The sequence below is a fragment of the Arhodomonas sp. KWT2 genome (genome assembly GCF_041949875.1).
GTDB classification, from domain to species: domain Bacteria; phylum Pseudomonadota; class Gammaproteobacteria; order Nitrococcales; family Nitrococcaceae; genus Arhodomonas; species Arhodomonas aquaeolei.
This window is the reverse complement of sequence record NZ_JBHFPQ010000033.1, coordinates 45,454-66,575: the sequence shown is the minus strand read 5'-3', so window position 1 is coordinate 66,575 and position 21,122 is coordinate 45,454. Positions and strand designations below refer to the sequence as shown.

At 70.9% G+C, this 21,122-nt stretch carries 18 protein-coding genes; 14 read left to right on the top strand and 4 right to left on the bottom strand.

Annotated elements, in window-relative coordinates; translation table 11 throughout:
- Positions 1 to 59: 59 nt before the first annotated feature.
- Genes ACEZHJ_RS04940 through ACEZHJ_RS04930 form a run of 3 tightly spaced genes read left to right on the top strand, consistent with a single transcriptional unit; the run spans position 60 to position 3,876 of the window.
- A complete protein-coding gene (locus ACEZHJ_RS04940; protein ID WP_163138752.1) occupies positions 60 to 971 on the top strand; it encodes a MoxR family ATPase in 912 nt (303 codons plus the stop codon).
- Complete coding sequence (locus tag ACEZHJ_RS04935) at positions 968 to 1,909, top strand: DUF58 domain-containing protein (RefSeq protein WP_163138753.1); 942 nt, start codon at positions 968 to 970, stop codon at positions 1,907 to 1,909. The genes ACEZHJ_RS04940 and ACEZHJ_RS04935 overlap by 4 nt, the downstream gene beginning before the upstream one ends.
- A complete protein-coding gene (locus tag ACEZHJ_RS04930; RefSeq protein ID WP_163138754.1) occupies positions 1,906 to 3,876 on the top strand; it encodes a transglutaminaseTgpA domain-containing protein in 1,971 nt (656 codons plus the stop codon). Before ACEZHJ_RS04935 ends, ACEZHJ_RS04930 begins: the two co-directional genes overlap by 4 nt.
- Here ACEZHJ_RS04930 and ACEZHJ_RS04925 read toward each other — a convergent pair.
- From ACEZHJ_RS04925 to ACEZHJ_RS04915, 3 genes are all read right to left on the bottom strand, one after another.
- Complete coding sequence (locus ACEZHJ_RS04925) at positions 3,824 to 4,267, bottom strand: Rrf2 family transcriptional regulator (RefSeq protein WP_018716987.1); 444 nt, start codon at positions 4,265 to 4,267, stop codon at positions 3,824 to 3,826. The two genes, ACEZHJ_RS04930 and ACEZHJ_RS04925, sit on opposite strands and share 53 nt — an antisense overlap.
- 12 nt (positions 4,268 to 4,279) lie before the next feature.
- Positions 4,280 to 4,777, bottom strand: a complete 498-nt coding sequence (locus ACEZHJ_RS04920) for a DUF1249 domain-containing protein (RefSeq protein WP_018716988.1) — start codon at positions 4,775 to 4,777, stop codon at positions 4,280 to 4,282.
- Positions 4,778 to 5,007: 230 nt separating this feature from the next.
- Complete coding sequence (locus ACEZHJ_RS04915; protein ID WP_163138755.1) at positions 5,008 to 5,829, bottom strand: pyruvate, water dikinase regulatory protein; 822 nt, start codon at positions 5,827 to 5,829, stop codon at positions 5,008 to 5,010.
- A 136-nt stretch (positions 5,830 to 5,965) separates the two neighbouring features.
- Between ACEZHJ_RS04915 and ppsA the strand changes: the two genes are divergently transcribed.
- The 11 genes from ppsA (at position 5,966) to ACEZHJ_RS04860 (ending at position 19,462) form a co-directional block, all read left to right on the top strand.
- Positions 5,966 to 8,350 carry a phosphoenolpyruvate synthase gene (gene ppsA, locus ACEZHJ_RS04910; protein WP_018716990.1) on the top strand — a complete coding sequence of 795 codons (2,385 nt, stop codon included), beginning with the start codon at positions 5,966 to 5,968 and terminating at the stop codon, positions 8,348 to 8,350.
- Between the two features lie 226 nt (positions 8,351 to 8,576).
- Entirely contained in the window at positions 8,577 to 9,746 is a 1,170-nt protein-coding gene (locus ACEZHJ_RS04905) for an MFS transporter (protein ID WP_018716991.1), read from the top strand.
- A 185-nt stretch (positions 9,747 to 9,931) separates the two neighbouring features.
- Positions 9,932 to 11,977 carry a hypothetical protein gene (locus tag ACEZHJ_RS04900; protein WP_375036301.1) on the top strand — a complete coding sequence of 682 codons (2,046 nt, stop codon included), beginning with the start codon at positions 9,932 to 9,934 and terminating at the stop codon, positions 11,975 to 11,977.
- A gap of 32 nt (positions 11,978 to 12,009) precedes the next feature.
- Positions 12,010 to 12,627 carry a YdbL family protein gene (locus ACEZHJ_RS04895; RefSeq protein ID WP_163142600.1) on the top strand — a complete coding sequence of 206 codons (618 nt, stop codon included), beginning with the start codon at positions 12,010 to 12,012 and terminating at the stop codon, positions 12,625 to 12,627.
- Between the two features lie 131 nt (positions 12,628 to 12,758).
- Positions 12,759 to 14,258, top strand: a complete 1,500-nt coding sequence (locus ACEZHJ_RS04890) for an FAD-linked oxidase C-terminal domain-containing protein (protein ID WP_018716994.1) — start codon at positions 12,759 to 12,761, stop codon at positions 14,256 to 14,258.
- A 10-nt stretch (positions 14,259 to 14,268) separates the two neighbouring features.
- Positions 14,269 to 15,336 (top strand): glycolate oxidase subunit GlcE, encoded by a 1,068-nt coding sequence (gene glcE / locus ACEZHJ_RS04885; protein WP_259201886.1) that lies wholly within the window; start codon positions 14,269 to 14,271, stop codon positions 15,334 to 15,336.
- Positions 15,337 to 15,342: 6 nt separating this feature from the next.
- Positions 15,343 to 16,575 (top strand): glycolate oxidase subunit GlcF, encoded by a 1,233-nt coding sequence (glcF, locus tag ACEZHJ_RS04880; protein WP_259201885.1) that lies wholly within the window; start codon positions 15,343 to 15,345, stop codon positions 16,573 to 16,575.
- An 8-nt stretch (positions 16,576 to 16,583) separates the two neighbouring features.
- The gene (locus ACEZHJ_RS04875) at positions 16,584 to 17,420 is read left to right on the top strand and encodes a sulfurtransferase (RefSeq protein ID WP_375036300.1); all 837 of its coding nucleotides are present in this window, start codon (positions 16,584 to 16,586) and stop codon (positions 17,418 to 17,420) included.
- Between the two features lie 45 nt (positions 17,421 to 17,465).
- Positions 17,466 to 17,891, top strand: a complete 426-nt coding sequence (locus ACEZHJ_RS04870) for a PACE efflux transporter (RefSeq protein ID WP_375036299.1) — start codon at positions 17,466 to 17,468, stop codon at positions 17,889 to 17,891.
- A 79-nt stretch (positions 17,892 to 17,970) separates the two neighbouring features.
- A complete protein-coding gene (locus ACEZHJ_RS04865) occupies positions 17,971 to 18,909 on the top strand; it encodes a D-2-hydroxyacid dehydrogenase (protein WP_163141487.1) in 939 nt (312 codons plus the stop codon).
- Complete coding sequence (locus ACEZHJ_RS04860; protein ID WP_163141484.1) at positions 18,881 to 19,462, top strand: class I SAM-dependent methyltransferase; 582 nt, start codon at positions 18,881 to 18,883, stop codon at positions 19,460 to 19,462. The genes ACEZHJ_RS04865 and ACEZHJ_RS04860 overlap by 29 nt, the downstream gene beginning before the upstream one ends.
- Positions 19,463 to 19,474: 12 nt before the next feature.
- Here the strand turns inward: ACEZHJ_RS04860 and pgi are convergent, their stop codons facing one another.
- The gene (gene pgi / locus ACEZHJ_RS04855) at positions 19,475 to 21,106 is read right to left on the bottom strand and encodes a glucose-6-phosphate isomerase (protein ID WP_163141480.1); all 1,632 of its coding nucleotides are present in this window, start codon (positions 21,104 to 21,106) and stop codon (positions 19,475 to 19,477) included.
- Positions 21,107 to 21,122: the final 16 nt, after the last annotated feature.

The window sequence follows — 21,122 nt, the reverse complement described above, 5'->3', positions numbered from 1 at the left end:
CCGCGCCGGCGGGGATATGCTATAACGCGGGGCTTTCGGAGCACGATGCCGGAGCCCCTATGGACCGACGGGTCGGGCGCGTCCTAGAGCGCGCCGGAGACATCATCCTCGGCAAGGATCACTCGATCCGACTGTCCCTCGCCTGCCTGCTGGCGGGCGGACACCTGCTCATCGAGGATCTTCCCGGCGTGGGCAAGACCACCCTCGCCCACGTCCTCGCCCGGCTGCTCGGACTGGAGATGCAGCGGGTGCAGTTCACCAGCGACCTGCTCCCCGCCGACATGCTCGGCGCCTCCATCTACGATCGCGAGGTCCGCGGTTTCCACTTCCACCCCGGACCCGTTTTCACCCAGCTGCTGCTCGCCGACGAAATCAACCGCGCCACCCCGAAGACCCAGAGCGCGCTGCTCGAGGCAATGGAGGAGCACCAGGTCACCGTGGACGGCACCACCCATGCGCTGCCGGCCCCGTTTTTCGTCATCGCCACCCAGAATCCGGCGGACCAGACCGGCACCTACCCGCTGCCGGAATCGCAGCTCGACCGCTTCCTCATGAGCCTGGCCCTGGGTTATCCGGACCACGCGGCCGAGCGCGAGCTGCTGCTGGGCGCGGACCGGCGGCGGCTGATCGACGCCGAGCCGCCGGTCCTCGGCGACGGCGATCTGGACAGCCTGCGAGCGGCCGTCCACCGGGTCCATGTCGCCGGCGCCCTGGTGGACTACGTCCAGGCACTGCTGCGCGCGACCCGGTACGGCGACCGCCCCGGCGGGCTCTCGCCCCGGGCGGGGCTCGCACTCATGCAGGCCGCCCGGGCCTGGGCGTTCACGGGTGGGGACACCGCGGTGCTGCCGGAGCACGTCCAGGCGGTCTTCCCCCAGGTCGCCGCTCACCGCCTCCAGCACCCCGGCGAGGGACTGGCCGCGGCCCGCGAGCGCTGCGGCGCGCTGCTGGCGGACGTACCGATCCCGTGATCGACCTGCCGCTGTGGGTCCGGGGCTGGCTGCGACGCCGCCACGGGGACACCCGCGCCCGGGTGACGCTCCACTACCGCCGGGTCTACATCCTGCCCACGGCCCAGGGCTGGTTCTTCGCCGCCCTCGTGGTGATCATGTGGCTGGCCGCAACCAACTACCGTCTGAACCTCGGCTTCGCCCTGACCTACCTGCTCGTCGGTATCGGCGTGGCCGCCATGCACCGCAGCTACCGCAATCTCGCGGGCCTGACCCTGGAGCCGGGCAACCCGGGCCCGCTCTTCGCCGGCGGCACCGCACGCTTCCCGGTCACCCTGATCAACGACACCCCGCGGGGACGAGTCGCTATCGTGCTCGACGCCGGCGACGGAGGCGTCGCCGAAGACGTCGGGTCCCACAACCAGACCGTCGTCGGCGTGCCCCGGCCGGCACCCCGCCGCGGCCGCCTGACCGCCGGACGAATCCGCGTGACGACCCGCCATCCCGGCGGCCTGTTCCAGGCCTGGAGCTGGATCGAGCCGGACCGCGCCGCCGTGATCTATCCGCTGCCGGAGGCGCATCCGCCGCCGCTGCCCGCCGGGAGAACCGGCGACGGCGGGGCGGCCAGCGACACCTCGGAAGAGGACTACGCAGGCCTGCGCCGCTACCGCACCGGCGACCCGCTGCCGCGCATCGCGTGGAAGGCGAGCGAGTCCGTCGGCGAGCTCCACACCAAGGTGTTCTCCGGTACCCGCGGTGTGCAGCGCCGGCTCGCCTGGGGCGACGCCCCCGGACTCGCCCCTGAGGCCCGGATCGCGCGGCTCGCCGCCTGGATCGAGATGGCCCACGCACGGGGTGAGGCCTACACGCTGATCCTGCCCGGCTGCTCCCTCGGCCCCGGCCACGGTGAGCGCCACCGCCACGACTGCCTGACCGCACTGGCGCTGCTACCGTTATGAGCACAATCAGCGCCGTCGACCGCCGCACCCTGTTCTGGGCGATAGCCTTGATCGCCGGTGTCCTCGTCCCGCACCTGTTCGCCCTGCCGCCGGCGATATCCACGGCCATCGCCGCATTGCTCGGCTGGCGGCTGTGGATCGGTGTGCGCGGCTATCATCTGCCACGCCGGCTCACCCGTGTGGCCCTGACCGCCGCCGCCCTGGCCCTGGTCGCAGCGCAGTTCGCCACTGTCGTCGGGCCGGAGGCGGGCGTCGCACTACTCACCCTGATGGGGGCACTGAAGACACTGGAGATGCGTGGACGCCGCGATCTACGCATCGTCGCCTACCTCGCGGTGTTCCTTGCACTGACGGCCTTCCTCGATGACGAGTCGCTGCCCATGGGCGCCTATCTCCTGGCGACCGCCTGGGCGGCCACCGCGCTGCTCATTGCCGCCGGACGGGCGACGGGCGCCGGAATCGTCCGGGCGGACCTGCGTACCGCCGGTGCACTCACCGGGCAGGCGGTGCCGGTCATGCTGATCCTGTTCGCGCTCTTTCCACGCCTGCCGGGACCGTTATGGGCCCTTCCCGACGACGGCGGCACCGGGGTCACGGGCATCTCCGATACGATCCGCCCCGGCGACCTCAGCCGGCTCAGCCGCTCCGATGAGGTGGCCTTCCGGGTCCGCTTCCCCGACGGCCCGCCCCCACCGCCCGGGCAGCGCTACTGGCGGGGACCGGTGTTCGCCGCCTACGACGGTGTTACCTGGCGCCGGGGCGAGCGCCCGCCGCGCACGGTCTCCGTGAGCCGCGACGGGCCGATCCGCACCCAGGTGGTCACCCTCGAGCCCCACCGGCAGCGCTGGCTCTACGCCCTCGACCTGCCCGGCGGGGTCAGTGCAGACGTACAGCGCACGCCGGCGCTGGAATACCTCGCTGACGAGCCCGTCGCCTCACTGCGCCGCTACCGGGCTCGCTCCTTCGCCCCCGGACGCGTAGAGCCGGACCTGCCCGCCCGGGTGCGCCGGCGCTACACGCGGCTGCCCCCGGACGCGCATCCACGCGCCCGCGCCCTCGCCCGGCGCCTGCGCGACGGGGCGTCGGGCACTGCCGCGTTCGTCGACGCCGCGCTGGCATGGCTGCGCGAGCGCCCGTTCGTGTACACGCTGAGCCCGGGCCGCCTCGACGGTGATCGCATCGACCGTTTCCTGTTCGATACCCGTCGTGGTTTCTGCGAGCACTTCGCCAGTGCCTTCGCCGTGCTGATGCGTGCCGGCGGGGTGCCGGCCCGGCTGGTGGCCGGGTACCTGGGCGGCGGGCGTCCGGACGGGGCGGATTACCTGGTGGTCCGCCAGTCCGACGCCCATGCCTGGGTGGAGGTATGGCTGCCCGGTGACGGCTGGCAGCGCGTCGATCCGACCGTGGCCGTCGCCCCGGCCAGGGCCAGTGACGGGCTGGCGGCGTCGGTCCCGGCGGACGATCCGGTACCGCTCATGGCGCGCGGCGGCGATGGCGGTGTGCTGCGCGCGATGCGACTGGCTTGGGAGCAGGTCGACGTGATGTGGAACCGCTGGGTGCTGACCTACGGCCCGCGGGCCCAGCAGGGACTGTGGCAGCGCCTCGGCCTGACCCGGCCGTTGACCGTAGGGCTCGGCGTACTGGGGGCCCTTGGCGCCGTTGCGGCCGTCTATGCGCTCTGGGGCCTGCATCGCCGACGGGCGGCGGAGGATCCGCTATCGCGGGCCTGGCGCCGTATCCGCGCCCGTCTCCTGCGCGCGGGCATCCCCCTGGAAGCGGGGGACGGTCCGCATACGGTGGCACGGCGGGCCGATGACGCCGATGAGGCGCTGGGTGCCGTGGTCGCCGCACTCGCGCGCGACTACGTCCGGCTTCGCTACCGCGAACGCGGCGACACCGCCGAGCGTGCCGCGTTCATCCGCCGGGCCCGGCGCTTTCGCGCACGTCCTCTTCGAGGGCGGCGATGATCGCCGGGTCCGCAGCGAGCGTCTCCAGGGTGATGCCGTCAAGCAGAGTATAGAGCTGGCCGGATAGCTCCGACCACAGGTCGTGGGTGAGGCACTGGGCCGCTGCGTCGTCGTCGGCGGCGCCATCGCCACCGGCCGGATCCACGGCGCTAACCACCGCCGCGACGCTGATTCCGGAGGCCGGCCGTGCCAGCCGGTAACCGCCCCCCGGGCCGCGCACACCGGTCACCAGGCGCGCACGGCGCAGCGCGGCAAAGAGCTGCTCGAGGTAGGAAAGCGAAATGCCCTGCTCCGCGCCAAGCTCCGCCAGGCTCGTCCGCCCGCCGGGCTCGCGCAGGGCGAGCACCGTCATCGCCGTGACCGCATAGCGTGCCTTGGAGGTCAGCCGCACCGCCGGCTCCGGTCAGACGCTCCAGCGCCGTGCCAGCGGCCGGTACGCCGGGGGTTCGCCGAGCACCGGCATGAACGAGTGGCCCTCACCCAGACAGTACCGCAGCCAGCGGTTCAGGAACCGGTTCACCTCCCAACGCCAGGCCATGCTGCCCGTCTCGGGCCCGCGACAGTCGCGGCGGAAGCCGCTCAGGCACGAGTCCGGCAGGACTTCCGCGACTCGGGCATCGTGGTAGATGCGGACCCGCAGATCCGGCGTCACCTCGGCGGTATCCCCGCGATGGAAGTGATGGGTCAGCACCACGCTCGTGGTGTAGGCGCAGCGCTCGACCACCCGTAGATGCAGATCGGGGGTGCCGGGCACGCGGGAGACCACGCAGTCGCCATTGCGGTCCGGTTCCGGGAGGAGCCGGCGCATGTAGATGTAGTTGTTCTCATAGAGCTCCATCAGCGCGGCGAAGCTGCGCTCGCCACGGGAAGCCGGAACGGTTTGCGGGGTCTCGATCATCATGTCGCGGATAGTATCACAGCGCCCCAGCGTGCATGTCCCACCGGAGGCCGGCTCCCCCGGCGTCACCCGGGTCGGTGCCGACCGTTGCCGTCCGTCGTCGGCATACGACCACACCGGCGGGCGCTGGGCACCCCGCACCCCGAAGCACCCCGGAGGCCGTACCACTGCCGCACCGTAAGGCGCCTTCGATCAGCTCGCCCTATAGGTTAAGTGGAAAGCCACGCCGTTTTTTAATAAAGTCGCCGGCGCAGCTGCCGGTTATGGATGATCGTGGTCGCGATCTCCTCGATGGACATCGCGGTGGTGTCGGCCATCGGCAGCTTCTCGCGCTCGAACAGGCCCTCGGCCCGGGCGACCTCGTACTGACACTGGCGCAGCGAGGCGTAACGGCTGTCCGGACGGCGCTCCGAGCGGATCCGCGAGAGACGGTCCGGACGGATGGTCAGCGCGTAGAGCTTGCGTCGGTGCGGGCGGATGATGGAGGGTAAGCGCCCGCCGAGGAGGTCCTCCTCCGTGAGCGGGTAGTTGGCGGCATAGATGCCGTACTGCAGCGCGAGGTAGATGCAGGTGGGCGTCTTGCCCGAACGCGAGACGCCGACGAGGATGACATCGGCCTGATCGTAGTGACGCACCACCGCCCCGTCGTCGTGCGAGAGCGCGTAGTTCATGGCGTCGATGCGCACATCATAGCGCTGATTGTCGATCATGCCGTGGGAACGCCCGATGGTATGGCTGGAACGCTCACCGAGCTCCTGCTCCATGGGGGCGATGAAGGTGTCGAAGAAGTCGAAGACCAGCGCATCGACGTGCTGCAGGCGCTCGCGGATCTCCGGGGCGATGACGGTGCTGAACACAATGGAACGCAGGCCGTTGACGCGATTGGCCTCCTCGACACGCCGAACCGCCTGGTCGGCGCGCTCGGGGCTGTCCGTGAACGGCAGCGTAATATGATCGAACTCGTCGTTGAATTGCGTAAGCAGGCTGTGGCCGAGTGTCTCGGCGGTAATGCCGGTTCGGTCGGAGATGAAGAATACGGCGCGTTTTCCTGCCATCCTCGCCTCGCGGGGGTTGGTTGATCGTGCGCGATCACCTTAAACGCGCCGTGGCGCCGGCGGAAGCCCGCGGGGCCCGCCACCGCGGCGTCGGCGTCCCGTACGCAGCCGGTCTGACAATCTGGGAGGCATTACATTGACCGAATACGTTGTCTGGTTCGAGTCCCTGGGCATGCAAGACGTCGACCGCGTCGGCGGCAAGAACGCATCCCTCGGGGAGATGATCAGCCATCTCGCCGCCGCCGGCGTCCAGGTGCCGGGAGGCTTCGCCACCACTGCCGGCGCGTACTGGAAATTCCTTGATGACAGCGGTCTGCGCTCGCGCATCAACGACGAGCTGGAAGGCCTCGACGTCGACGACGTCGAGCAGCTCATGGCCGTGGGCGCGCGGATCCGCAAGATGATCGTGGAGACGCCCTTCCCCGCCGAGCTCGAGGAACAGATCACCGCCGCCTACCGCGACCTCGAGAAACGCGTGGGCAAGTCGGATATGGCGGTCGCCGTGCGCTCCTCCGCCACCGCCGAGGACCTGCCGGACGCCTCCTTCGCCGGCCAGCAGGAGACCTTCCTCAACGTGCGCGGGCTCGACAACGTCCTCCTCGCGATCAAGGACGTCTTTGCTTCGCTGTTCAATGACCGCGCGATCTCCTACCGCGTCCACCAGGGCTTCGAGCACGAGCAGGTCGCCCTGTCGGCGGGCATCCAGGAGATGGTGCGCTCCGACGTCGGCGCCGCCGGCGTGATGTTCACCATGGACACCGAGTCCGGCTTCCGCGACGTGGTGTTCATCACCTCGTCCTACGGCCTCGGCGAGACCGTGGTCCAGGGTGCGGTGAACCCGGACGAATTCTACGTGCACAAGTCCACGCTGGAGGCCGGCCGCCCGGCGATCCTGCGCCGCATCCTCGGCGGCAAGGCCATCAAGATGGTCTACAGCGGCGAGACCGGTCACGGCAAGAGCGTGCACACCGTCGAGGTCGCTGAGGGCGAGCGCAACCGCTACTCCCTCACCGACGCCGACGTCGAGGACCTCGCCCGCCAGGCGCTGATCATCGAGAAGCACTACGGCCGGCCCATGGACATCGAGTGGGGCAAGGACGGCGAGACCGGCCGGCTATACATCCTCCAGGCCCGCCCGGAGACGGTGAAGAGCCGCGACGGCGGCCAGGTGCTGCAGCGCTATCAGCTCAAGGAGCGCGGCCGCGTGGTCGCCACCGGCCGCGCCATCGGCCAGCGCATCGGCGCCGGTCGCGCCCGGGTCGTCGACAGTATCGACGACATGCACAGCGTCGCCCCCGGCGACGTCCTCGTCACCGACATGACCGACCCCGACTGGGAGCCGATCATGAAACGCGCCGCGGCGATCGTGACCAATCGCGGCGGACGGACCTGCCACGCAGCGATCATCGCCCGCGAGCTCGGCATCCCGGCGGTGGTCGGTGCCGGCGATGCCACCGAGCGCATCACCGACGCCCAGGACGTCACGGTATCCTGCGCCGAGGGCGATACCGGCTATATCTACGAGGGCCGCAAGGACTTCGAGATCAAGGAGATCAGCCTGGAGAACATGCCTGATCTGCCGTTCAAGATCATGATGAACGTCGGCAACCCGGACCGCGCCTTCGACTTCGCCCACCTGCCCAACGCGGGCATCGGCCTGGCGCGGCTGGAGTTCATCATCAACCGCATGATCGGCATCCACCCGCGGGCGCTGCTGGAGTTCGACCAGCAGAGCGCGGACATGCAGGCGGTGATCCGCAACCAGATGGCCGGCTACGACGACCCGGTGCAGTTCTACGTGGACAAGCTCGCGGAGGGCATCTCCACGCTGGCCGCGGCGTTCTGGGACAAGCCGGTGATCGTGCGCATGTCGGACTTCAAGTCCAACGAGTACGCCAACCTCATCGCCGGCACGCAGTACGAGCCGGACGAGGAGAACCCGATGATCGGGTTCCGCGGCGCCTCGCGCTACATTTCGGACACCTTCCGGGCCTGCTTCGAGCTGGAGTGCCGCGCACTCAAGAAGGTGCGCGACGAGATGGGACTGACCAACGTCTGGATCATGATCCCGTTCGTGCGCACCGTCGACGAGGGCCAGCAGGTGGCGGACCTGCTCGCCGAGAACGGTCTCAGGAAGGGCGAGAACGGCCTCAAGCTCATCATGATGTGCGAGGTGCCCTCCAACGCCGTGCTCGCCGATGAGTTCCTCGAGATCTTCGACGGCTACTCCATCGGCTCCAACGATCTCACCCAGCTCACGCTGGGCCTGGACCGCGATTCCAGCCTCGTAGCCGAGCGCTTCGACGAGCGCGACCCGGCGGTCAAGGCGATGCTCCACATGGCCATCCAGGCCGCCCGGCGCAAGGGCAAGTACGTGGGCATCTGCGGCCAGGGCCCGTCGGACCATCCGGACCTCGCCCGCTGGCTGATGGACGAGGGCATCGAGAGTGTCTCCCTCAACCCGGACTCGGTGGTGGAGACGTGGCTGTTCCTGGCCGGCAAGGAAGCCCCGACAGGCTGACCCGCCCCTGGCGACAGACCGCGCCGGCCCTTCCGGGGCCGGCGCGCGCCTTATCTCCGTTCCACGGGCCGTATCGAGCCGAACCCACCCGCCGCACAGGCGTATCCGCGACACGCCCGGACTCGATGCCCTGATCGTGCGCATGATCGAGTAGCCTGCTTATAATCACACCCGCCGGCCGCCCCCGCGCGACCGGCATCCGATCGACCGGCATCCGGAGCCACCCATGGACGCTGCCACCACAACCGCCACCGCCCCGGAGCGGACGCACACCGTCCGCCTCACCGGAATGAGCTGGGCCCATTTCCTCAACGACGGCGCGGCCAACTACCTGCCCGGCGTGCTGCCGGCGATCCTGGTATCGCTGAATCTCTCCGTCGCCCTCGCCGGGACGATCATGGCCGCCCTGTTGATGGGCCAGGCGCTGCAGCCGCTGGTGGGGCTGCTCGCCGACCGCCTCGGCGGCCGGGTCATGATCGCGCTGGGACTCGCGGGCTCGTCGCTCGGCGGCGCACTGGTTGGGCTGACCACCAGCTTCTGGACCCTGGTCGCCGTACTGGTCCTGATCGGCATCTCCAACTCGTTCTTCCATCCCCAGGCGCTGGCCGGTGTGCGCCGCCTCGGCGGCGACCGGCCGGGCACCGCAATGTCGGTATTCCTGGTCGGCGGCGAGGTTGGCCGCGGCGTGTGGCCGGCGATCGCGAGCTGGGTCGTCGTGGAGTGGGGTCTGGGCTATCTGTGGGTGCTCGCGCTGCCCGCCCTGCTCACCCTGCCTTTCCTCTTCGGCCTGGCGCCGCACCTGCCTCCGCGCACACCGGACGCCACGCCGATCCAATGGCGTCGTCACATCGGGCCACTGTCACGGCTGGTGGCGTTCTCGGCGCTGCGCTCGCTCGTGATCCTGTCCGTGGTGACCTACGTGCCGTTGATGTGGACCGGTGCAGGCGGCTCGCTCACCACCGGCGCCAGCTTCATCACCGTCATGCTGGTGATCGGGGTCATCGGCAACGTCAGCGGCGGACGGCTTTCGGACCGGGTCGGGCGCCGGCCGCTGCTGATCGGCGCGATGACCGTGTCGGTGGCCATGCTCGCCGCCTTCCTGCTCGCGGACGGCGTGTGGCTCTGGATCGCCCTCGGCGTGCTCGGCATCTGCCTGTTCGCCACCCTGCCGCTGGGTATCCTCATCGCCCAGGACATCCTGCCGGAGAACCGCTCCCTGGGATCGGGACTGGCACTGGGGCTGTCGAACGGCCTGGCGGCGCTGGGCGTCATGGCCCTGGGCCCGGCGGCCGCCGCCTGGGGGCCGGCGGCGCCGCTGTGGATCGCGCTGGCCGGCGGTGCGGTCACCGTGCCCCTGGCAACGGGTCTGCCGGAGCACACGCGCCAGGCCGCCTGACGGGTAACGGCGCCGCGTCGCGGGTACGTACACATCACCGGTAATCGCCGGCCGCCTTCGGGTAGCCGGCCCACCGCTGCGGGCACCCGCGCAGGCCGTGCACCACGCTCCCCCTTCACCGGGCCGTGACACCAGGCGCACGGGCCACGATGATGGGGCCTCAGGGGTCAATCGGAGCCAGTTCTATGCCGCCGGGGCGCCTGCGTCACGGCCTCGCCGCCGTGCTCCTGTGCATAGCCACCGTCAGCAGCGCCGTCGAGACGTTCGCCGTCGACGTCGGCCGCGCGGCCGTGGGCGGCGCCGTCGTCCACGGGGCACGGCTGAGCCACGGGTTGGCCGGCGGCACCCTGACCGTGATCATCGACCGCCTCGACCTGCCCGGGGACCGGCCACCGCTCACGGATGTCCGGATCGACTGTCCGGCAGCGCGGCTGGATGCAGGCCGCCTCACCTGTCCCGGCGCCCGGCTGGGCGCCACCTGGGCACCGGTCGGCACTGTCACGGCCGACGCGGCGGTCACCTGGCGCCGGGACGCCGGCACGCTGGACGTCACCCTGCCCTCGCTCCCGGTCGGCGGCTCCGGCCTTCGGGTCGCGGCACACTACGGGCCGGGCGGCTGGCGGGTGAACGCCCAGGGCAACGGCCTGGCACCGGGCGCCATTCTCGCCCTCGCCGGCGATGCGGTTCGTGGCTGGCAGGCCGGCGGCGGCACCGTCTCGGTCAACGCGACCTTCTCCGGCGACGCCGCCGGTGTACTGCGCACCGCCGGCGAGATCGTGCTGGACGGGCTGTCCGGCGGCAGCGCGAGCGGCCTGCAGGCCGCCGAGGGCGTGGCGGGCCGCCTGTCCTGGGCGGCACGCGGCGGCGACGGCGACTGGTTCGGCCAGACGGAGGCGGCGCTCGACGGCGGGCAGGTCTACAGCGACCCGGTCTTCGTGGACCTCGCCGCCCACCCACTGACCCTGCGAACCGACCTCACTGTCCCCGAGACCCTCGACAGCGTCCATCTCTCCCGGCTGCGCGTAGACCAGCCCGGCCTCGTCAGCGGTCAGGGCACCCTTACCTGGGAGAGCGGCCGGGGCATCGTCGCCGCGGGCGTCACGCCGTTGACCCTGAGCCTGCCGGCGGCCTACACCACCTATGCCCGCCCGTTCCTCACCGGCGGCGGCCTCCCCGAGGTGGGCGGTGACGGCACCGCCACGCTTCGCGCGGCGTTCGCCGACGGGGCGTTCCGGAGCGTGAACCTGCGCCTCACCGGCCTCGGTCTCGACGGTGCCGACTACCGGCTCAACGGGCTCGAGGCCCGGCTGGACTGGCGGGCCGGCGACCTCGACGCGCCTGCGGCGAGCCGCCTGAGCGTGCAGGGGGGCAGCCTCCACGGCGTCCCGGTCGGGGCGTTCGACGCGCGGGCCCTGCTCCACGGCGATGGCGGCAGGCTCCTTGCGCCCCTGCGCGTCCCCATCGCGGACGGCGCGCTGGCGGTGGAGCGGCTCGCGCTGTCCGGGCTCGCCGGCGATAACCCCGCCGCCGCCCTGGACGCGCGGGTGACCCCCATCAGCCTTGGCCCGGTGACCCAGGCCCTGGGCTGGCCGCGGTTCGGCGGCACCCTCTCCGGCGAGCTGCCGACCCTGCGCTACGCCAACGGCACCGCGAGCGTCGCCGGGACCCTGCGCATCGAGGCCTTCAAGGGCCTCATCCGCCTCCAGGACCTGGTACTCTCCGACCCCTTCGGTGTGGCACCGCGGCTCACGGGGGAGATGACGGCACAGGGCCTGGACCTGGAGACGCTGACGACGGCGTTCGAGTTCGGCCGCATCACCGGCACGCTGGAGGGCCGCGTCACCGGGCTGCGCCTGGTGGGCTGGCAGCCTGCCGCCTTCGACGCCTGGTTCCACACGCCGGTGGACGACCCGGTGCCCCACCGGATCAGTCAGCGGGCGATCGAGGCGCTGTCGAGCATCGGCGGCAGCGGTGCGGCCGGCGCCCTCTCCCGCGGGCTGCTCAGCGTGTTCGACGCCTTCGGCTACGCCCGCCTGGGGCTCGGCTGCCGCCTCTCCGGCGATGTATGCCTGATGCGGGGTGTCGGCCCGGCGGAGAACGGCTACTACATCGTCGAGGGTGCGAGCGTCCCCCGCGTGGACGTGATCGGGCACGTCGACCGGGTCAGCTGGTCGACCTTCATCCGCCAGCTCGCAGGCGTGACCGCCGGCGGCGCACCGGTGGTAGAGTAGACCCGACGCCACGACGACGAAGGAGACCCGCCGTGACCGCGATCAAGCGCCTGGGCCTCGTGCCGCTGTTCATGCTGCTCGCCGCCTGTGTGACCATCAATGTGTACTTCCCGGCGGTCGCCGCGGAGAAGGCCGCCGACCGCATCATCAAGGACGTCTGGGGTCCGGAGGACGGCGCCCCGCCGACGCGCGAGCAGGCCCCCGGGGGCGACGACACCCAGGGGCGTGCCCCCGGAGCGGAACGCCCCCTGGCGATACGCCTGCTCGACACGGTGATCTCCCCCGCCCACGCCCAGGAACCCCGCATCGACATCTCCTCACCCGCGGTCAAACGCCTGACCGCGAGCATGGAGAACCGCTTCGCCCGGCTGCGCCCGTACTACGAGTCCGGTGCCGTCGGGCTCACCCAGGACGCCCTGGTCGCGGTGCGTGACCTCAACAGCGTGCCGCTCGCCGCGCGGGGCAGCGTCCGCCAGCTCGTCTCCGCCGAGAACGCGGACCGCAACGCCCTGTACCGGGAGATCGCCGTCGCCAACGATCACCCCGAATGGGAGCAGCGCATCCGCGGGGTCTTCGCCGAGCGCTGGGTGCGCAACGCCCGCAACGGCTGGTACTACCAGAACGACAGCGGCAAGTGGGTCCGCAAATGACCCGCCGGCGGCCCGGCTGACGGGGCCGCCTCCCGAAGCCGCCGCCAACGCCCGTGCCCAATGCACGGGCGTTTTCCTTTCGGCTCCCCGGTCTGCTATGGTGCATTGGTCAGACCAATGGAGGAGAGGTCATGGCAGCGCCGTCCCGTTACCGTGACGAAGATACCCGTTTCTCCGTCGACCGCGACGACCTGATCACGCGGCTCTCGGCGATACTCCCCGGCGAGGGACTGATTGTCCACGAGGCGGGCCTGCGCGCCTACGAGTGCGACGGCCTGTCCGCCTATCGCCAGCTGCCGCTGGTGGTGGCCGTGCCCGAGACCGTCGAGCAGGTTCAGGCCGTGCTCCGGCTGGCCAGCGAGTGGGACGTCCCCGTGGTCGCCCGGGGCTCCGGCACCAGCCTCTCCGGCGGCGCCCTGCCCCATCCGCAGGGCATCCTGCTGTCGCTGGGCAAGTTCAACCGCATCCTGTCAGTGGACGCACAACGGCGCATCGCGCGGGTCCAGCCCGGCGTGCGCAACCTTGCGATCTCCGAGGCCGCCGCCCCCCACGGGCTGTACTATGCACCGGATCCCTCCTCCCAGATCGCCTGCTCCATCGGCGGCAACGTCTCCGAGAACGCCGGCGGCGTGCACTGCCTGAAGTACGGGCTGACCGTGCACAACGTCCTCGAGGTGACCGCAGTGACCATCGACGGCGAGCTGGTAACCATCGGCTCGGAGGCCCCGGACACCCCCGGCTATGACCTGCTGGCGCTGATGCACGGTTCCGAGGGCATGCTCGCGGTGATCGTGGAGATCGCCGTGAAGCTTCTGCCCGAGCCGCCGACGAAATCCGTGCTCATGGCCTCGTTCGACGACGTCGAGCACGGCGGCCACGCGGTCGCGGCGATCATCGCCGCCGGCGTGATCCCGGGCGGACTGGAGATGATGGACGGCCCGGCGATCCAGGCGGCGGAGGACTTCGTCCACGCCGGCTACGACACCGGGGCCGCCGCCATCCTCATCTGCGAGCTCGACGGCACCGACGCCGAGGTTGCCGACCAGCTCGAAAGCGTCCAGGCACTGATGCGCGAGCACGGCGCCACGCGCATCCAGGTCGCCGCGGACGACGCCGAGAAGGCCCGCTTCTGGGCCGGTCGCAAGGCCGCGTTCCCGGCCGTCGGGCGCATCTCGCCGGATTACTACTGCATGGACGGCACCATCCCCCGCCACCAGCTCGCCCACGTGCTCCGGCGCATCCGCGAGCTCTCCTCGGAGTACGGGCTCGGCGTGGTCAACGTCTTCCATGCCGGCGACGGCAATCTCCATCCCCTCATACTCTTCGACGGCAACCGTCCCGGCGAGCTCGAGACCGCGGAGCGCCTCGGCGGCGAGATCCTCACCCTGTGCGTCGAGGTGGGCGGCACGGTCACGGGCGAGCACGGCGTGGGCATGGAGAAGATCAACGAGATGTGCGTCCAGTTCCGCACTGCGGAACTCAACCAGTTCCACGCGGTAAAGCATGCCTTCGACCCCCGGGGACTGCTCAACCCCGGCAAGGCGGTCCCGACGCTGGCGCGCTGTGCGGAATTCGGCGCCATGCATGTGCACAACGGGGAACTGCCCCATCCGGAACTCGAGCGATTCTGAGGAGCATGCCATGGAGACCGGCGAGGACCGGACCGAGTACATTGCCGAGGCCGTCCGCGACGCCGCGGCCGCATCCCGCGCGCTGTCCATCGCCGGCAGCGGCAGCAAGGCCTTCTATGGACGCACGCCGACGGGCACGACGCTGGACGTCTCCAGCCACCGGGGTATCGTCAACTATGCCCCCACCGAGCTGATCCTGACCGCCCGGGCGGGCACCCCGCTCGCGGAGATCGAGGCCGCGCTCGCCGGGCAGGGTCAGATGCTGCCCTTCGAGCCGCCTCACTTCGGTGGCGGCGGCACCCTCGGCGGCGCTGTCGCCGCCGGCCTCGCCGGCCCCCGGCGGCCTTTCACCGGGGCCGTGCGCGACATGGTGCTCGGCCTGCGCCTGGTGAACGGCAATGGGGAGGTCCTGCACTTCGGCGGCGAGGTCATGAAGAACGTCGCCGGCTACGACCTCTCCCGTCTCAACACTGGCGCGCTGGGCACCCTCGGCGTGATCCTGGAGGTCACGGTCAAGGTCCTGCCGCGGCCGGAGACCGAGGCCAGTGTGCGCCTCGAGCTCCCTGCCGAGGCGCTCCACGGCGCCGTCGAGGGCTGGCTGCGCCAGGGCGTTCCGGTCTCCGCCGCCGTTCACGACGGCGAGGCCGCGCTGCTGCGGCTCTCCGGCACCCATTCCGGCGTCGAGCAGGGCCTGGCCCGCGTCGGCGGTGAGGCCCTGGCGGACGCGGCGACGGTCTGGGCCGACTGGCGGGATCACCGCCATCCCTTCTTCGCGCGCACCGACACGCCCCTGTGGCGGATTGCGCTGCCACCGGGGCGACAGCCGGAGGGTCTGCCCGGCGAAGCCGTCACGGACTGGGCGGGCCAGCAGCTGTGGCTACGCACCGACGCCGACGCGGCCGCGGTACGTGGCCCGGTCACCGCCCGTGGCGGCCACGCCGCGCTGTTCGCCGGCGGCGACCGCGACAGCGACGTCTTTCAGCCCCTGTCGCCGGTCCTCATGCGGGCGCACCGGCGCGTGAAGCAGGCATTCGACCCCGGGGCGATCCTCAACCCCGGTCGGCTGTATCCGGAGTAAGCGACCATGCAGACCCAACTCGCCGACTTCATCCGCGACACCGAGGCCGGCCAGGAGGCGGACGCCATCCTGCGCAAGTGCACGCACTGCGGTTTCTGCCTGGCCAACTGCCCCACCTACCGGCTATGGGGCGACGAGCTCGACAGCCCCCGCGGGCGCATCTACCAGGTGAAGCAGGTACTGGAGGGCGCAGAGCCCACCGAAAGCCTTCAGACCCACCTGGACCGCTGCCTCACCTGCCGGGCCTGCGAGACCACCTGCCCGTCCGGCGTCGAGTACGGACGTCTCGCCGACCTGGGTCGCGAGATCGTCGAGCGCGAGGTGCCGCGCCCGGTGTCCACACGCGCGCTGCGCTGGGCGCTGCGCGTCGTGCTGCCGCGACGGCAGCTGTTCTCCGCGCTCCTCGGCATCGGCCGTACGGTACGGCCGCTGGTGCCGCAGCCCCTGCGCTCGAAGATCCGCCCGCGCCGCACCGCCCCGGCCTGGCCGCAGGCGGCCCGCGAGCGCACGGTGCTGATGCTGGAGGGCTGCGTCCAGCCGGCCCTCGATCCCGTGATCAACCCGCAGACCGCGCGGGTCGCCGACGGTCTCGGCTTCCAGGTGATCCGTACGCCGGAGGCCGGCTGCTGCGGCGCCGTCAACCAGCATCTCGGCGACGTGGACACGGCGAAAGACCAGGCGCGGCGGAACATCGACGCCTGGTGGCCCCACGTCGAGGCCGGCGCCGGGGCGATCATCGTCAACGCCAGCGGCTGCGGCGCGCAGGTCAAAGACTACGGCCACCTCCTCGCCGGCGACCCGGACTATGCCGAGCGTGCCGAACGCGTCAGCACCCTGGCCGTGGATCCGGTGGAATTCCTGGAACACTGGCAGGCGGAGCTGCGCCCTGCCGCAGACGCACCGCGGCGCATCGCCTTCCAGAGCCCCTGCACCCTGCAGCACGCCCAGGGCCTCGGCGGCCGGGTCGAGGCCCTGCTGGGGGCGGTGGGCTTCGAGCTGACCCCGGTGGCGGACCCGCACATCTGCTGCGGCTCCGCCGGCACCTACTCGGTGCTGCAGCCAGAGACCGCCAAGACCCTGCGCCAGCAGAAGCTCGATAACCTCAACGCGGGGGCACCGGAGCTCATCGCAACGGCCAACATCGGCTGCCTCACGCACCTGGACGAGGCCAGCGATATCCCCGTGCGCCACTGGCTGGAGCTTGTTACAGTCGAGGGCCAACCCGCCACGGAGGCCTGAACCCAGTCATGGCGAACAAGCGTCTGCCCCTGCTCGTCGAGCCCGAGACACTGGCCGAATCCCTGGACACGCCGGGCCTGCTGATCGTGGACCTCTCGGACGCGGACGCCTACGAGCGCGCCCACATCCCCGGCGCGGTGCACCTGCGCTACAGCGACATCCTGCGCCAGGAAGGCAACGCCAAGGGGCTGATGGCGGACGTGGACACGCTGTCACGGGTCCTCTCCGGGCTCGGCATGCGCTCGGACTGCCACGTGCTCGCCTGCGACAACGAGGGCAACGGGCGGGCTTCCCGGTTCCTGTGGACGCTGGACGCCCTGGGCCACCATGACTACTCCCTGCTCGACGGCGGCATGCGTGCCTGGGTTGCCGACGGGTATGCCACCGAGAGCGGTCCCTCGCCGTCTGTGCCCCCGAGCGAGTATCACGCGGCGCTCGCCAACCCCGATGTAGTCGCGGACAAGGCGTTCATGCTCGAGCATGTGAACGACGACAACACCGTGATCCTCGATGCGCGGTCGCCCGCCGAGTACGCGGGCGAGGACGTGCGCGCGGCCCGCGGTGGGCATATCCCCGGCGCCGTGAACCTGGAGTGGACCGAGGTCATGGATCCCCAGCACGACTCCCGGCTGCTGCCGCCGGAGGCCCTCCGCGAGGTGCTCAAGGACCGCGGTGTGACGCCGGACCGGGAGGTGGTCACCCACTGCCAGACCCATCACCGCTCGGGGCTGACGTTCTTCGTGATGCGCTATCTCGGTTACCCCCGGGTCCGCGGCTACGCCGGTTCCTGGTCCGAGTGGGGCAACGACCCGGACGTGCCGATCACCGCCGGCGATCGCCCCTGATCCCCCGCCGCCCCGGGCGGCCCGTCATCGTCGCGGAGATCGACCATGCGTTCCGTCGCGGACCGTATCCGTCATGCCGTACTCTTCGAGCTTATCGGGGTGCTTATCGTAAGCCCTCTCGCCGGCTGGCTGTTCGAGGCCCCCGTTCACCGCGTGGGCGCGCTCGCCGTGGGCATATCCCTTTTCGCCACGGTGTGGAATTACGTCTACAACCTCGCCTTCGACCATGCCCTGCGCCGGTTCACGGGCCGTGTCTACAAGACCCCGGGCGAGCGCATCTGGCACGCCCTTGCCTTCGAGCTGGGCATGCTCGTGATCACCCTCGTGCCGGTGATGTGGTGGATGGGCTATACGCTGTCGGCGGCCCTGACCATGAACGTCGCGCTGATGCTCTTCTATCTGGTGTACACGTACGCCTACAACCTCGCCTACGATCTGATCTTCCCGATCCCCGTACACCCGCAGGCATGACCACGATATCCGCCATGGACACGCCCGGCGTCTGCGCTATGCTGGGCGGCGTTCCATTCACCCGAGCGGGAGGCCACCGATGAACCGCGCGCTGATCCTCTCCGAGGATGCCGACGTCTATCACGATCTGCTCCGGGATACCGAGCTCCCCGGACTGACGCTCCACGTCGCGACCGACGCCGACAAGGGCCGTGCACTCGCGCCGGAGTGCGACATCATCCTCGGCAAGCCCGCGCTGGTGGCGCAGGTCCTGGACACGGCCGAGCGCCTGAGCTGGGTGCAGTCCACCTTCGCCGGCGTCGACGCCCTGCTCGAGGACGGGCTGCCCCGTGGCTACACGCTCACCGGCGTGAAGGACGTGTTCGGCCCACTGATGAGCGAGTACGTGCTCGGCTGGCTCATTGCCCTGGAACGCCAGTTCTTCGCCCTGCGCGAGCAGCAGCGCGGGCACGTCTGGGCCGAGCGTCAGTACCGCGGCCTCGGCGGGCGGACCATGGGCATCGCGGGCCTCGGCTCCATCGGCCAGCACATCGCCGGCACCGCGAACCACTTCGGCCTCGATGTGATCGGCTACAAGCGCCGCGCGAGCGACGTCCCCGGCGTGCGCCGGGTCTACGCCGGCGACGAGTGGGACCGGTTCCTGGAGGGGCTCGACTACCTCGTGCTCACCCTGCCCGATACCCCGGAGACCCATCACCTGGTGGACGCCGCGGCGCTGGAGCGCCTGCCGGCGCACGCCTGGGTGGTCAACGTGGGCCGCGGGCCGCTGATCGACAGCGACGCCCTCGCCGGCGCGCTTCGCGATGGCCGGATCGCCGGCGCCGTGCTCGACGTCTTCGAGACCGAACCGCTGCCGGCGGACAGCCCGCTTTGGGACCTGGAGAACTGTTACGTCACCCCCCATGTGGCTGCCGAGAGCTTCCCGGAGGACATCGTGGAAATCTTCCGCCGAAACTACGCCAGATACCGGGACGGCGAGGCGCTGGACTATGTCATCGACTTCGCACGGGGGTACTGACCCGGTCCGGACCTTCGCCCGCCAGGCCCAGCGCACGCTGCTGGTGGGCGAATGGTTCGACGCCCTGCGCCTGGGCCAGGGGTCAGCGGTCGCGGACCTCGGCTGCGGCGGCGGCTACGTCGCGCTGCGCGCCGCCGAACGCGTCGGCACCACCGGCACCGTCTACGCCTTCGACCGCGATCCGGAGGCCGTCGAGCTGCTGCGGCGCACCGCCGCACTGCACCAGCTCCACCACCTCCATGCCGCGGTGGCGGATGTCGCCGCGCTCACCGCCCTGCCGGCGCCGGTGGAGGCGGCACTGCTGACCATGGTCCTTCACCACGCCGGGGATCCGGGCGCTTTCCTTGCCCACCTCCGCGGATTGCTGGCCGACGATGCACGTCTGTTGGTGGCCGAGTTCGCGCCGGACGGCCCCGGGCTCGTCGGCCCCGGGCTCGCCTCGCGCATGGGACCGGCGCAGCTGAACGAACTGGCCGCTGCCGCCGGCTTCGACATGGACTGGGTGGAACGTCAGACCGCCGAGCACTGGTTCGGCGTGCTCACGCCGCGCTGACGGCACCGTATCCTATCCGTCCCCGCCGCGCAGCCACGCCACCAGCCCGGCGGTGGAACCGTCCAGATCCTGTCGGACCGCGTCGCTGCCGAGGCAGGCGCGGAGGTCGCCCGCCAGGCGCTTGCCCAGCTCCACGCCCCACTGGTCGAAGGGGTTGATCCCCCAGATCGTCGCCTCGACGAAGATGCGGTGCTCGTAGAGTGCGACCAGCCGGCCGAGGTGCCCAGCGTCGGCGCGACGCATCAGAAGCGTGTTGGACGGCCTGTCCCCGACATGGGTCCTGTGCGCCAGCAGGAGCCGCCGTCGTTCCGGCGCCAGCGCCGCCATGGCCTCCTCTGCCGCCAGGCTCTCCGCATCAACACCACACATCAGCGCCCGGGACTGGGCGAGACAGTTGGCCAGGAGCTCGCGGCGGTGCGCCGGGGCGTCGCGCCCGTCCTCCATGGCGCAGATGAACTCCGCCGGCACCACCTGGGTACCCTGGTGCAGGAACTGGTAGAAGGCGTGCTGGCCGTCGATGGCGGATCGCCCCCAGAGCACGGCCGCGGTGCCGGTCCCCGCCGGGGTGCCGTCAACGGTCACGGACTTACCATTGCTCTCCATCACCGCCTGCTGGAGGTAGGCGGGCAGCCGGCGCAGTCGCCAGTCATAGGGCAGCACGACCTGGCTGGCCGCGCCGAGGACCGTGGTGTTCCAGACGTTCACCAGCGCCAGCAGCACCGGCAGGTTATCGGCAAGGGGCATATCGCGGAAATGCCGGTCCATCGCCGCGCCGCCGGCAAGGAACTCACGGAAGACAGCGGTACCGGCGGCCATCATCACCGAGACGCTCACCGCGGACCACACCGAATAGCGGCCGCCGACCCAGTCCCACAGGGGGAAGCTCCGGCCGACCTCGAGACCGGCGTCGGCGAGTCGCTCCGGATTCCCGGTCACGCCGACGAAATGGTGTGCCAGGGCCGCATCGCGCCCCAGCCGTGCGGCGAACCAGGACAGGGCGGTACCGGCATTGAGGAGCGTCTCCCGCGTGCCGCCGCTCTTGGTCGCAACCACCACCAGCGTGGTCGCGGGATCGAGGCCGGCGAGCACCGTACGCAGGGCCTGGGCGTCGGCACTGGAGACGAAATGCAGCCGCGGACCGTCGTTCTCCGGTGACAGTACGACATCCGCCAGCAGCCGTGGCCCCAGGTCGGAACCACCGATACCGATGTGGATCACATCGGTGAAGACATGGCCATCCACGCCGGTGACCGTGCCGTCCCGCACGCCGGCGGCGAAGGCCTCCATCTGCCCGAGACAGTCCGAAACCGTCCGCGACACCCCCGCGTGATCGGCGATCTCCGGCGTACGCAGCGCTGCGTGCAGCGCCGCGCGCTCCTCTGTCGGGTTGACGACGTCGCCGGCAAACATGGCGTCCCGGCGCGCCGGCACGTCCCGCGCCCGCGCCAGCGCCAGCAACGCATCCAGGGCGGCCGCGTCCAGCCGGTTCTTGGAGAAATCCACCAGCAGCCCGTTCTCACGCCGGCTGAAGCGCTCAAAGCGTTCAGGATCCGCCTCGAAGAGCGCGTCGATACGGCACTCGACGAGCCGTCGGTGATGGGACGCCAGCTGCTGCCATGCCGGGTCCTGCTCCAGTGGGCGCATCGGTCCCCTCCTGCTC

Excerpts from the sequence above, each read along its gene's own strand:
- glcE (WP_259201886.1), top strand. The coding sequence starts at position 14,269 with ATGGAGACCGGCGAGGACCGGACCGAGTACATTGCCGAGGCCGTCCGC.
- pgi (WP_163141480.1), bottom strand. The coding sequence starts at position 21,106 with ATGCGCCCACTGGAGCAGGACCCGGCATGGCAGCAGCTGGCGTCCCAT.
- ACEZHJ_RS04890 (WP_018716994.1), top strand. The coding sequence starts at position 12,759 with ATGGCAGCGCCGTCCCGTTACCGTGACGAAGATACCCGTTTCTCCGTC.
- ACEZHJ_RS04875 (WP_375036300.1), top strand. The coding sequence starts at position 16,584 with ATGGCGAACAAGCGTCTGCCCCTGCTCGTCGAGCCCGAGACACTGGCC.
- ACEZHJ_RS04860 (WP_163141484.1), top strand. The coding sequence starts at position 18,881 with ATGTCATCGACTTCGCACGGGGGTACTGACCCGGTCCGGACCTTCGCC.
- ACEZHJ_RS04930 (WP_163138754.1), top strand. The coding sequence starts at position 1,906 with ATGAGCACAATCAGCGCCGTCGACCGCCGCACCCTGTTCTGGGCGATA.
- ACEZHJ_RS04865 (WP_163141487.1), top strand. The coding sequence starts at position 17,971 with ATGAACCGCGCGCTGATCCTCTCCGAGGATGCCGACGTCTATCACGAT.
- ACEZHJ_RS04920 (WP_018716988.1), bottom strand. The coding sequence starts at position 4,777 with ATGATGATCGAGACCCCGCAAACCGTTCCGGCTTCCCGTGGCGAGCGC.
- ACEZHJ_RS04900 (WP_375036301.1), top strand. The coding sequence starts at position 9,932 with ATGCCGCCGGGGCGCCTGCGTCACGGCCTCGCCGCCGTGCTCCTGTGC.
- ACEZHJ_RS04940 (WP_163138752.1), top strand. The coding sequence starts at position 60 with ATGGACCGACGGGTCGGGCGCGTCCTAGAGCGCGCCGGAGACATCATC.
- ACEZHJ_RS04905 (WP_018716991.1), top strand. The coding sequence starts at position 8,577 with ATGGACGCTGCCACCACAACCGCCACCGCCCCGGAGCGGACGCACACC.
- ACEZHJ_RS04870 (WP_375036299.1), top strand. The coding sequence starts at position 17,466 with ATGCGTTCCGTCGCGGACCGTATCCGTCATGCCGTACTCTTCGAGCTT.
- ACEZHJ_RS04915 (WP_163138755.1), bottom strand. The coding sequence starts at position 5,829 with ATGGCAGGAAAACGCGCCGTATTCTTCATCTCCGACCGAACCGGCATT.
- glcF (WP_259201885.1), top strand. The coding sequence starts at position 15,343 with ATGCAGACCCAACTCGCCGACTTCATCCGCGACACCGAGGCCGGCCAG.